The organism is Rhodocaloribacter sp., from assembly GCF_056451265.1.
The window spans coordinates 1-12,102 of record NZ_JBWOPL010000111.1; the positions used below are offsets into that span (position 1 = coordinate 1).

General features: G+C 67.5%; 9 protein-coding genes and 4 tRNA genes. 9 read left to right on the forward strand and 4 right to left on the reverse strand.

Annotated features, from left to right (window positions below):
* The 4 genes from AC1HIY_RS16515 to AC1HIY_RS16530 all read right to left on the reverse strand — a co-directional run.
* Nucleotides 1-2,844 (reverse strand): VPS10 domain-containing protein (locus AC1HIY_RS16515; RefSeq protein ID WP_479577900.1); only part of this gene is annotated, 2,844 nt, incomplete at its 3' end.
* A gap of 126 nt (nt 2,845-2,970) precedes the next feature.
* Nucleotides 2,971-4,782 carry a hypothetical protein gene (locus AC1HIY_RS16520; RefSeq protein WP_479577901.1) on the reverse strand — a complete coding sequence of 604 codons (1,812 nt, stop codon included), beginning with the start codon at nt 4,780-4,782 and terminating at the stop codon, nt 2,971-2,973.
* A gap of 179 nt (nt 4,783-4,961) precedes the next feature.
* Nucleotides 4,962-7,214 (reverse strand): TonB-dependent receptor, encoded by a 2,253-nt coding sequence (locus AC1HIY_RS16525; protein WP_479577902.1) that lies wholly within the window; start codon nt 7,212-7,214, stop codon nt 4,962-4,964.
* Between the two features lie 10 nt (nt 7,215-7,224).
* Nucleotides 7,225-7,689 (reverse strand): hypothetical protein, encoded by a 465-nt coding sequence (locus tag AC1HIY_RS16530; RefSeq protein WP_479577903.1) that lies wholly within the window; start codon nt 7,687-7,689, stop codon nt 7,225-7,227.
* A gap of 471 nt (nt 7,690-8,160) precedes the next feature.
* On the opposite strand from AC1HIY_RS16530, the gene queA reads away from it, so the two are divergent.
* From queA to AC1HIY_RS16575, 9 genes are all read left to right on the forward strand, one after another.
* Nucleotides 8,161-9,207, forward strand: a complete 1,047-nt coding sequence (queA, locus tag AC1HIY_RS16535; protein ID WP_479577904.1) for a tRNA preQ1(34) S-adenosylmethionine ribosyltransferase-isomerase QueA — start codon at nt 8,161-8,163, stop codon at nt 9,205-9,207.
* A gap of 54 nt (nt 9,208-9,261) precedes the next feature.
* The gene (ispD, locus tag AC1HIY_RS16540; RefSeq protein WP_479577905.1) at nt 9,262-9,984 is read left to right on the forward strand and encodes a 2-C-methyl-D-erythritol 4-phosphate cytidylyltransferase; all 723 of its coding nucleotides are present in this window, start codon (nt 9,262-9,264) and stop codon (nt 9,982-9,984) included.
* A gap of 38 nt (nt 9,985-10,022) precedes the next feature.
* Complete coding sequence (gene ispF, locus AC1HIY_RS16545) at nt 10,023-10,499, forward strand: 2-C-methyl-D-erythritol 2,4-cyclodiphosphate synthase (protein ID WP_479577906.1); 477 nt, start codon at nt 10,023-10,025, stop codon at nt 10,497-10,499.
* 39 nt (nt 10,500-10,538) lie between these two features.
* Nucleotides 10,539-11,168 carry a DedA family protein gene (locus AC1HIY_RS16550; protein ID WP_479577907.1) on the forward strand — a complete coding sequence of 210 codons (630 nt, stop codon included), beginning with the start codon at nt 10,539-10,541 and terminating at the stop codon, nt 11,166-11,168.
* Nucleotides 11,169-11,294: 126 nt separating this feature from the next.
* A tRNA-Thr gene (locus AC1HIY_RS16555) sits at nt 11,295-11,367 on the forward strand.
* A 103-nt stretch (nt 11,368-11,470) separates the two neighbouring features.
* Nucleotides 11,471-11,556, forward strand: a tRNA-Tyr gene (locus AC1HIY_RS16560).
* An 89-nt stretch (nt 11,557-11,645) separates the two neighbouring features.
* Nucleotides 11,646-11,721: transfer RNA gene (locus AC1HIY_RS16565), tRNA-Gly, on the forward strand.
* A gap of 69 nt (nt 11,722-11,790) precedes the next feature.
* A tRNA-Thr gene (locus AC1HIY_RS16570) sits at nt 11,791-11,862 on the forward strand.
* A 118-nt stretch (nt 11,863-11,980) separates the two neighbouring features.
* Nucleotides 11,981-12,102, forward strand: a 122-nt coding sequence (locus AC1HIY_RS16575; RefSeq protein WP_457652101.1) for a GTP-binding protein, incomplete at its 3' end; no start/stop codon positions are given.

The following is a 12,102-nucleotide window of genomic DNA, read 5'->3' on the forward strand; positions in this document are numbered from 1 at the left end:
CTCGGCGTCGGCGAGCGGCGCTTCGGGCGGGACGCCGAGGCTCTTGAGCGAGTCGCGGCGGTGGACGAAGAGGTCGCGGAGGGCGTTGGCCCGCCGTTCCTCGCGCCACGCGGCGCGCTGTGTGGCGAGGAGGTCGAGGAGGAAGCGCTCGCGCACGCGCCAGGCGGCGTCGGAGATCGGCATCTCGGGATCGCCCTCGACGCGCACGGTCCGGGCGGCCGTCGCGTCGCCGGCGTGGAGCGTGACGGTGTACAGCCCCGGCGTGACGAACGGCCCCGTCGGGTCGACCGGATGGGGGAGCTCGGGGAGGATGGTCTTCGAGCGGACGAGGCCCTCCCGCTTCGGCGGCGTCGGGTCGAAGGGCGGCGGCTCGTGGCGGAGGTCCCACGCGAGGCGGTGGAACGTGTGGGCCGCACCCGGACCGGTGAGGCGGCGGACCTCGACGCCGTCGGCGTTCCGGATCACGAGTTCGACGGAATCGACCGGCTCGGCGAGGTGATACGTGAGGAGCGCGCCGAAGGGCGGGTTTTCTCCCTCGAATGATCCCTGCCCCCGGTACGAGGTGTCTTTCCAGTAGAAGAAGATCGTTGCGGGGCGGATGGGGAAGAGATGCGCGGGCGCGTCGGCGAGGGCGGCGTTCCATGCGGTGAGCGGCGCGAGGTCGTCCAGCACCCAGAGGCTCCGCCCGTGTGTGCCCACGATGAGGTCGTCGTCGCGCGGGTGGATCTCGAGGTCGTCGATGCGGGTGGTGGGCAGGTTGGCGCGGAAAGGGGTCCACGCGGCGCCGGCGTTCGTCGAGGCGAAAAGGGCGTGCTCGGTCCCGAGGAAGAGGAGGTTCGGGCGGGCGGGATGCTCGACGATCACATGGACCGAGCCTTCGGCGGGCAGGCCGTCGGTGATCTTCGTCCACGTCGCGCCGAAGTCGGTGGTTTTGAAGACGTACGGCGCGAAGTCGCCGTCGCGGTGGGCGTCGAAGGCGGCGTAGGCCGTGCCGGGCGCAGACGCCGAGGCGACGACGCGGCTGACGTAGGCGCCGTCGCGCCCGGCGCGGACGTTCTTCGACACCTCGGCCCACGTCCGCGCCCCGTCGCGGGAGACCTGTACGTTGCCGTCGTCCGTGCCTACCCAGAGGATCATCGGGTCGAGCGGCGACTCGGCGATGGTCGTGATCTCGCCGAAAGAGGCCGTTCCGTCGTTCTTCGAGATCGTGACGTCTTTTCCCTTCACGCCCATGATCGCGAGCGAGTCGCGTTCGATCTGCCGGGAGAGGTCCTTCGTACGCGTCCACGAATAGCCCCGGTCGTGGGTGATGAAGAGCCGGTTGCCGCCGAAGTACAGCGTGTGGGGATCGTGGCGGGAGAGGAGGGCCGGCGTGATCCAGTCGAAGCGGTAGGGTTTTTCGCCTTCGGGCGGCCTCGGCGCGATGTCGAGCCGGTCGCCGGTCACCGCGTCGAAGCGGATGAGGTTGCCGTTCTGTGCGGTGATATAGACGAAGCGGTTGTTCGGGTCGGGCTGTTGGTACATGCCGTCGCCGTAGTCGGTCTGCCGCCAGTCGTCGTCGATGATGCCGATCCAGTGGCGCGTGGCGCTCGGCCCGACCCACGAGTGGTTGTCCTGCATGCCGCCGTAGATGCGATACGGCTTTCGCATGTCCGCGCCGATGGCGTAGAACTGCCCGATGGGGAGGTTGTTGAGGCGGAGGTACGTTTCGCCCCGGTCCCACGTCTCATGCAGCCCGGCGTCGCCGGCGAGGTAAAAATGCTCGGGGTCGTTCGGATCGATCCACAGGGTGTGATGATCGCTGTGCACGCCCACGTCGTACGTCGGGCGGGTGGGCATTTGCCGGAAGGTGCGTCCGCCGTCGTCGCTCCGGTAAAACTCGGTGGCGAGGAGATAGACGCGGTCGGGGTCGCGGGGGTCGACTGCGAGGCGGCTGTAATACATCGGGCGCGGGTTGAGCGTGTTCACCTTCGCCCATGTCTTGCCGCCGTCGTCGGAGCGGTAGACGCCGCCCTCCTTCGCGTGCTCGACCGTGGCGTAGACGACGTTCGGGTTCGAAGGCGCGAGGGCGAGGCCGATGCGGCCCTTGTCGCCTTCGGGGAGGCCGTTGGTAAGTGCGGTCCACGTCGCGCCGCCGTCGGTGGTTTTGTAGATGCCGCTGCCGGGGCCGCCCCCGTTGAAGCCCCACGTCCGGCGCATGCGCTGATAGGCGGCGGCATAGAGCGTGTTCGGGTCCGAGGGATCCATCGCGAGGTCGACGACGCCCGTGACGTCGTCGATGAAGAGCGCCTTTTCCCACGACTGCCCGCCGTCGGTGGTTTTGAAGACGCCGCGTTCGGGGTTGGCTTTCCACAGGTTGCCGAGGGCGGCCACGTATGCCGTGCCGGGGTCGTCCGGGTGCACGCGCACCCGTCCGATGTGCCGCGTCTCGACGAGGCCGAGGTGGGTCCACGTCGCGCCGCCGTCGGTGGAGCGATAGACGCCGTTGCCCCACGAGGTGCTCTGCCGGTTCTGCTGTTCGCCCGTCCCGGCCCACACCACGTCCGGGTTCGACGGGGCAATGGCGACGTCGCCGAAGGTGCTCACCGGCTGATTGTCGAAGAGCGGCGTCCACGTCGTGCCCTTGTTCGTCGATTTCCACAGCCCGCCCGAGGCCGAGGCCACATAGATCGTGCTCGGGTCGTCGGGCAACGCCTCGACGTCGTGGATGCGCCCGCCGGTCACGGCGGGGCCGAGGCTCCGGAAGCGGAGCCCGTCGAGCGTGTGCGCCGGGATCGCAGGCTGCGCGGCGGCGGAAAAGGCGAAAAGGACGAGGACGCTGAGAGCGGCGCAGGTTTTTTTCATGGCGAAGGTGGGGAAGCGGTCAGACAATTCCAGGGGATGCCGTCCGGAGGGGCGGACGTTGGGGTTCGTGCGGGGTATCGCGTAAGGGGGGGCGATTCCGCAAGGCGGGAGGCGAAGCCGTGCGAATCATTCCGTGAGGAGCCAGAAGTGCGAGAGATACCGGAACACGGTGAACGCGATCCGGTCGCCCTTCGGGGACCACGCCGGGTGGGTCTTGTTCGTGGGGTCGAAGGTCACCTGACGGGCCTCGCCGCCGGAAAGGGGGACGCGGAAGACCTGAAGGTAGCCGTCGGAAGCGGGCGCGACGTATGCGGCCTGCCGGAAGTCGGGCGAGACGGTGACGCCGGAGTATTTGATGTCGCTCGCGAAGGTGTGGAACGGCTTCGGGGCGCCGCCCTCGCGGCTCGCGATAAAGAGCGTTTTGCGCCCCGGCTCCGTCTCGGCTTCGAAGACGAGGCGTTCGCTGTCGGGCGCCCACACGGCGACGGCCGTCCCTTCCGCCGGCATGCCGAGGGGGATCTCGTGCGCTGCCTCCGTGACCGCGCCCGTCTCCTGATCGATGCCGATGAGAAAGAGCGCCGTGCGGTGCGTGTCTCCCTCATAGACCTCGGTCGGATACACGATCCACCGTCCGTCGGGCGACCACCGCGGCCATCCCGTCTCGATGCCGCCCCGTTCGAGCGGGTGCGCGGGCGCGGAGCCGTCGGCGGGGAGGAGCCACACGTCGTCGAGGCCGTCGGCGTGCGAGTGGAGGACGATCCACTTGCCGTTGGGCGACCAGTCCATGCCCTGATCCTCGGAGCGTGAGGCGCGCACGACGGTGGTCGGAACGTCGGCGGGCAACGGGCCGTCCATGCGCACGAGGCCGAGGTTCTGAGCGATGTCGGGATAGTGGAAGTCGTCGGTGGCGTGCCGCCACGTGCCGTACGTGAAGGCGAGGGCCGAGCCGTCGCGGCTCCACGAGGGCGTCTCGGCCTGAAACGTGGTGACGGCCGTCGAAGGACCGCCGCCGGCGGGGGCCGTGGCGATGGAGGTGTGGTATTCCTGCGTTTTGAAGAGCACCCGCCCGTCGCGGCTGACCGAAGGGGCGTACGTGTCGCGGAAGAAGCGGGTCAGGCGGTGGGGCAGCCCGCCGGGGCGGTCGCGACGCCAGAGGTCGAGGTAGCCGTGCTCGTCGGGGACGGCATAATAGAGCCGGTCGCCCGAGGGCGAGAAGGCGACGGGGCCGTATGCTTCCTGACCGAAGGCGTTCGGGTCGAGGCCGGCGCACGCCGCGTCGAAGCCCTGCCGCTCTCCGGTGAAGGCGAGGCAGGCCACGCGGTGCTCGCCGGGGATCCACGCGGGGTGCGTGAGGCGCTGCCCGCTCACGCGGACGCGCGCGTTCCCACCGTCGGCGTCGAGTGTCCAGAGTTGCGAGCCGTCCGGCCCGTGCGCGACGCCCGCCACGCGCCCCCCGTCCGGCGACCACGTGAGATACCGCAGCCGCCCCGTCTCCACCTCGAAGGTCTCTCCGCCCTCCCCGACGCCGCGAAGCACGGGCCTTTCCGGCCAGAGGGGGGCGTGCGCGCCGGTCGCGAGGTCGTACACGAGCCAGTGGCCCTTGCGGTCGGGCGTCATGTCGCGGGCGACGAAGCGGCGGCCGTCCGGGAGCCATGCCATCTCGGTGATGCGGTGCACGCGGTCGAACAGCGTCACCGGCCCCCCGGCAATCGGCTGCACGCCGATCCCGGGGCCTGCGGCGAAAGCAAGCCATAGGCCGTCGGGCGAGATCACGCCGAGCGGATCCCGGTAGCCGACCGGCCCCGTCTGATGCACCGTCGCGACGTATCGAAAGCGGTAGTCCGGCGGATCGGGCGTCTGCGCGCGGGCGCTTCGAAAGCACCCGGCGGCGAGGAGAAGAAGCGCGGCGGTGGGGAGAAGGAGCGAGCGAGGAGTCATGGGATCGGCGCGGGCCGGGTGAATGAGTGGTGGATGATGGTCATGCTTTCCGCATAGCACATCGCCGGGATTATTTGCTGATTTGCCGCCCTTCGCCCGCACGGGGTCGGCACGACGCCGGGCAGAAATCCTCATCCGGATTCCGAAATAACGTCATCGGCGGGGAAGAATGCCACCATTCAAAAGTCGGCTTGAAGCCGGAGGAGGAAGTGGCGGGGCGGGGCGAGGTAGGCGGGGCGTTCGAGGTAATAGTATTCGAGGGCGTTCTTGACGAGGAGCGCCGCTTGCAGTCCGCCCCGTCGCACGCCGAGCCGGAGGTCGAGCACGCGCGTGTCCACGAGGAGGTCGGCGTCGGGGACGAAGCGGGTGAAGTCGGAGTCCACACGCTCGGGTCGCGAGGCGAAGCGATAGTCGAAGCCGACCTCGAACGGCCCGGTCACACGCGCGTCGAGCGAGGCGATGAAGAGGTGACGCGGGCGGAAGGGGAGGGGCAGCCGCTCCGTGAGATCGTCGGCGTCGAGGAACGTATAGCCGAGGCGCACCCGCACCCGCTCGTCGGCGAGGCCCGCGTCCACCGAGGCTTCGAGGCCCCGGATGCGCGCCCGCGTGAGGTTGACGAACTGAAACGCGCGCCGGTCCGCGACGAACTTCGGCTCGATCAGGTTCTCGTAGGCGTTATGGAAAAGCGCGAGGTCGAATTGGACGCCGCTCGTGGAGGCAAGGGGCGCGAGTCCGCGCAGTCCCACTTCGAGGCTCGTGCTCGTCTCCGGGCGGAGCGTCAGGTTGCGGACGATGGGCACGAAGTCGCGGTTATCGGTGAAGCGCTCGGCGAGGCTCGGCACGCGGAAGCCCTGCCCGAAAGCGACGCGGGCGGTGACGTGTGCGCCCAGGGTGTACGCGGCGCTGAGCTTCGGGCTGAGCCTGGTGACGGTCTCCGTCGCGTCGATGCGGTAGGCGTCGAAGCGGAGCCCGGCGACGAGGTGGAGGCGATCCGTAGCGGTGTGTTCCCACTGGGCGAAGACCGCGCCTTCGGGCTGTCCGCCGAGCTCGTCGCCGTCGTTCGTGACGAAGAACGACGAGCGCGTGGCGTTGGCGTCGGCGGAGACGCCGAAGGTCAGGTTTCGGCCGGATCGAGGCTGCCAGTTGAACTGGGCCTCGCCGCCGTACCGGAAGCCGAGCGTGCCGTCGGAGACGGGTTTGATGCGCCCCGTCGCGTCGTCGATGGGGCGGATGAGCACGGCGAAGAGGCGCGCCTTGAGCGTATAGAAGAGGGTGGGTCCGACGAGGTGCGTGAAGGTGGGGAGGAGGCTGAACTGGTTGTTGAAGGCGTCGTTCGTGCCGGCGGGGGCCGCGTCGGGATCGAACGAGAGGTTGCCGGGGTTGAGCGCGTCGCGTCCGCCGTTCCAGAAGAGGAAGTTGTCCTTTTTCCGGGCGAGCATGCCCCCGAGCACGTCGAGGCGGAGCGCGGGGCGGGGCCGCCATCCGAGTTTCGCATACCCCTGGAAGAGCCACAGCTTGCCGAAGTGGAGGTATCCCGCGTCGGCGCGATAGGCCAGGTTGACCCACAGGCCGAGCTTTTCGCCGAAGCGCCGGGCGTGCGAGAAGGCGGCTCCTCCGAAGGGGCGGGCCTTGGAGGCGCCGTCCCATCGCGCGCGCCACACCGCATACCGCACCGGCTCGTACCCTCCGCCGAAGAGCCGGACCGACGTCTCGGGCGTGTCGGGATACGGCTTCGTGATGACGTTCACGACGCCGCCGAGCGCGCCGCTGCCGTAGAGCGCCGAGCCGGGGCCTTTGAGCACCTCCACCCGTTCGATGCGGGCGAAGGGGAGCGCGTCGAAGGGCATCCCGTCGGTGTCCGGCGAGAGGAGCGGGACGCCGTCGAGCAGGAGGAGGACGCGGCTGCCGGTATTATAGGCAAAGCCCGAGGAGCCGCGCACGTTGACCTGGTTGCCCTGCACCTGCACGCCGGGCACGAAGCGGAGCGCGTCGTCGAGTGCGACGACGTTTCGCACGTCGAGTTCGCGCGGGGTCATCGTCGTCAGGCTGGCCGGGACGGTGCTCGAAAGTTGTCCGCGCCGCGCCGCCGTCACCACCACCTCGCCGGAGCGGAGCACGATCTCGCGGAGCGTGAAGTCGATCGTGAGCGTATCGCCGGGGGCGAGCGAGACGCGGCGTTCTTCGCGCCGGAAGCCGACGGCCGAGGCCGTCACGGTGTACGCGCCCGGGGCGAGGTGCGTCAGGCGGTACCGCCCTTCGGCGTCGGTTGCCGTGCCGCGCGGGGTTCCGGCGAGCGTCACGTTCACGCCGGGGAGCGGGCCCCCGCCCGCATCGCGCACCGCGCCCCGGATCACGCCCGTCTGCGCCCACGCACCCGAGGCGAAGCCGCAGGCGAGCAGAAGAAGCGGGAGGAGACGAAGCCGGGTGTGCATGGCGGAAAGATCAGTCCGGGGGAAACCTGGGCGGGTTCCTGAAATCGACCGTGACGGAGACCTCGGTGACCTCGCCGGGGCGCACCTCGAAGAGGCCGCCGTCGTCCTCGTACAGCCCGACGGGCCGCCACGCGAGCAGGTCGTCGCTGAAGTGCTGGGCCACGCCGCTGAAGGGAAAGACGCCGGCGGCGACATCGTCGATGAAGAACGTATCGCTCGGCACGCGGTAGCGGAGCGTCTCGCTGATCTCCATGCGGTTGAGCTGGAGGAAGTCGGCGGTGTCGCGGGGGACGAAGCGCATGGCGACGAAGCGGAGGTCGCGCACCTCGGAGCGGGGCGGCCACGCATCCGGGTGGCCCGCGTACACGACGATGCCGCGGATGGCTCCGGCGGGCGGCTCGGGCGGCGGCGCGAGGCCGTGGTCGCACGCGGCGAAGAGCGGGAACGTGAGAAGCAGGCAGGCGAGGGCACGCATGCGCACGGAGGTTGGGGCGCGGTGGGGAAACGATCCAACCTATGGTAGAACACCGGATGGCTTCAGTCAAGTGCCGGCGGCGAAGCGCAAAGAGAGGAGGCTCCGGTGCGGAGAAGTTTTAAAGTCCGCCGTCGTGGCTGCGGTATAATTTGTGAATTCAATCGAAAAGAGAAGAAACGGGAGACGGCGACGGGGGGCGGCGGGCGTTGCAGGTTTGGAGCAGGCTGGAAACGACGTTATATTTAGGCCCCTTAAAAGAAACGCGCTCTTTCCTGTGCCGGAATGCCGTTCAAGCAGCCTGGTTTTTTTCGTGGCGCGCGCATGCTGCGTCCGTATTCGTTGAGGCAGGGACCCGTTTCTGTCTGCGGTGGAAAGGAGGGGCGGCGGGGAGTTCCATTCGGCAGGCAGGAGAGGGGTTGTTCCTCACATCGAGCTTTGCTCGGTTCGTCATCTCTGTAGTGAACGGTGTCTATGAAGCTTTCGGATTTTCTGTACGAGTACCCTCACGAGCTCATCGCAAAGTATCCGGCCGAGCCCCGGGACAGTGCCCGGCTCATGGTTCTGGATCGAAAAAATCGCACCATCGAGCATCGCACCTTCAGCGACATCGTCGATTACTTTCACGAAGGCGATGTGATGGTGGTCAACAACACGAAGGTGTTTCCGGCCCGGCTCTTCGGCAACAAGGAGAAGACCGGTGCGCGCATCGAGGTGTTTCTGTTGCGTGAGCTGAACCCGGAGAGCCGTCTGTGGGACGTCATCGTCGATCCGGCGCGCAAGATTCGCATCGGCAACAAGCTCTATTTCCGCAACGGGCTCATTGCCGAGGTGATCGACAACACGACCTCGCGCGGGCGCACGATCCGGTTCGTCTTCGAGGGGACGAACGAGGAGCTCTATGAGAAGATCGACGAGATCGGGGAGACGCCCATCCCGCCGTACATCAAGCGCGACGTGGAGGAGGCGGACCGGGAGCGGTATCAGACGATCTTTGCCGAGCGGCGCGGCGCCGTGGCGGCTCCCACCGCCGGCCTGCACTTTACGCCCGAACTGCAGCAGAAGCTCGTCGACAAAGGCGTTCGGATGACCTCGGTGACGCTCCACGTCGGGCTCGGCACGTTTCGCCCGGTGGAGGTAGAGGATCTGACGAAGCACCGGATGGACTCGGAGTTTTACGACATCCCGCCGCCTACGGCGAAGGTCGTCAACGAGGCGTTGCGCTCGCCCGACCACCACGTGACGGCGGTGGGGACGACGGTCGTGCGCGCCATCGAGTCGAGCCTGTCGGCGTCGTACACGCTGAAGGCCAATCGGGGCTGGACGGACAAGTTCATCTATCCGCCGTACGAGTTCCACATCACGGAACGGATCATCACCAACTTCCACATGCCCCGCAGCACGCTGCTGATGCTCGTGTCCGCTTTCGCCGACCACGACTTCATCATGGAAGCCTATCGCGAGGCGATGGATAAGGGCTACCGGCTCTTCTCCTTTGGCGATGCGATGCTCATTAAGTGAGGACACGCGCCGCACGGTCTTTTTCCTGATCTCCCGACCCCACGGAGGGCCGCTATGTCGAACGCCGGAGACCAAACGCATGTGGCGGTGTTGATTCCGGCGGCGGGGCAGGGGAAGCGGATGGGCGGCCGGCGCAAGCAGTTTCGCCAACTCGGGGGCAAGCCGTTGCTCGTGCAGACGGCGCTCGTCTTCGAGCGTCATCCGGCGGTCGATCACATCCTTGTGGCGGCTCCGGCGGAGGCGGTTCGTCCCCTGGCGGCGGAGTTGGACGCGTGGGGGGTGCAAAAGCTGGCGGGGGTGATGCCCGGCGGAAAGACGCGGCAGGAGTCCGTGGCGGCGGCGCTCCGGGCGGCTCCCGACGAGGTGGGGGTGGTGCTCGTCCACGACGCCGTGCGTCCGTTCGTGCGAAGGGCCGAGATCACTCGCGTCCTCGCGCGTGTGCGGGCGGAGGGCGCCGCGGCGCTGGCCATCCCCGTCGCCGACACGCTCCGGCGCGGAGCCGACCACGTCTTCGGCGAGACGGTCCCGCGCGAGGGCCTCTATCGGATGCAGACGCCGCAGGGCTTCCGTCGCGACTGGTTCGAAGCGGCGCACACCTTCGCCCGTCGTCGTCGCATCCAGGCCACCGACGACGTGGATCTCGTGCAACGCCTCGGCCATCCCGTCGCCATCGTCTCCGGCAGTGAGCAAAACCTGAAGATCACCACCGCGCGCGACTGGACGTGGGCGCAGAGCTTCTGGCCTCACTGGGAGGCCACCAACTACGGCCGGGTCTGAGGCCGTCGCGCTTTCCCCCAAACCTTCGCTGCATCAATATGCGCATCGGCATCGGATACGACGTGCACCGCCTCACCGAAGGGCGCCCGCTCATCCTCGGAGGCGTCGAGATTGCGCACGAGCGCGGGCTGGCGGGGCATTCGGACGCCGACGTGCTCCTCCACGCCGTCGCCGACGCGTTGCTCGGGGCGGCGGCCCTCGGCGACATCGGCCTGCACTTCCCCGACACCGACGAACGCTGGCGCGGCGCCGACAGCCGGAAGCTCCTCGAAGCCGTCGGCTGCCTCGTCGCCGGGGCGGGCTATCGCATCTCGAACATCGATGCCACCGTGGCGTTGGAGCGTCCCAGGCTGCGCCCGCACATCGACGCCATGCGGGCGAACATTGCCACGGCGCTCGGGCTCGATCGCGGGCGGGTCTCCGTCAAGGCGACCACCACGGAGCGCCTCGGGTTCGTGGGCGCCGAAGCGGGGGCGGCGGCGTACGCGGTCTGTCTGATCGAAGCCGACGACTGATCGCGCCGGGTGTTTTTTTCGACCGTATCCCAAGCCACGATGGGCGACTTCTTCACCCAGGTCTTCGAATGGATGGCCGCGCTCTCTCCGATGTGGGCGTACACGGCGATCCTGATTATTGCCTACGGCGAGAACGTGGCGCCGCCGATCCCCGGAGACATGGTGGTGGTCTTCGGCGGGTATCTGGTCGGGCTGGGGAAGCTCAACTTCGCGATGGTCGTGTTCCTCTCCACGCTCGGCGGCGTGCTCGGCTTCATGACCATGTACGCCATCGGGTATCGCATCGGGGAAGCCGTTCTCGATCCCGAACGGTTCCGGTGGTTGCCGAAGGACCGTATCGAGAAGGCGCGGGTGTGGGTGCGTCGATGGGGCTACGGCGTGGTGGCGGCCAATCGTTTCCTCAGCGGTCTGCGCTCCGTGATCTCGCTGGCGGTGGGAATGTCGCACATGAACCCGTGGAAGACCGCCGCATACGCCACCTTGAGCGCCGCCGTATGGACCACGCTCATCGCGTTTCTCGGCTATCAGGTGGGGGAGAACTGGGAGGTCGTGCGGGAGTACCTGCGGGTGTACGGCTGGGTGATCGGCGCCCTCATCGTGCTCTTCGCCGCCGTGCAGCTTTATCTCGCTTACCGTCGGCGCAAGCGCCGGCGCGAGGCGGCGGGTTGAGCGGCCGGGGAGGCGTCGGAGCGGTCGCGGGGCCGGCGGTCGCCTTCATGGATCCTTTACGGGGTGTAGTTGACACCCGTAAAGGGTATTTGTAAATTAGCAGTCTTGGCTTTCGACCCGATATAAGCCGGCGTAGCTCAACCGGTAGAGCAGCTCACTTGTAATGAGCAGGTTGGGGGTTCGAGTCCCTTCGCCGGCTCTTTACATTAAATTCTTGCTTTCCGGGGGCACTACGTACGGGTTGGGTCTTTAAAGGCAAGGCTTGACGTGCGCGGCGTTGTCGCGGGCGTCTTTGCAAACACGGACAGGTACCGAAGTGGCCAACCGGGCTGGACTGTAAATCCAGTGGCATTCGCCTTCGGAGGTTCGAATCCTCCCCTGTCCACCATATCGGTTTCAGGGTTTCGACGTTGATTCCGGGTTCCGGAGGCTCTGTGACGCCGTCCCCAATCCGGGATTCGGAGTCCGAGATCGATTGCGGGAGTAGCTCAGTTGGTAGAGCATCAGCCTTCCAAGCTGAGGGTCGCGGGTTCGAATCCCGTCTCCCGCTCCACGTTCTGTTCGAGGGTTCCGGTTCGATCTCCGGTCGGCTCCGCGTCGGCGCCCGATAGGGACAGAATACGCCGCCTTAGCTCAGTGGTAGAGCACTTCCATGGTAAGGAAGGGGTCATCGGTTCAAATCCGATAGGCGGCTCACGCGTTCGGCGTGTCCCTGCGATGTTGGGATACGCTTTTTGTTGCACGGGGGCGTTTCGTTTACCCGCCGTGTGAGCCTGCTTACTCTCATCCATAGACTATCACGTTAGCAAGCCATGGCAAAGGAACAATTTGTTCGTACGAAGCCGCACGTCAACGTGGGCACGATCGGTCACGTGGACCACGGCAAGACCACGCTCACGGCCGCCATCACGCAGGTGCTGGCCAAGCACGTCAG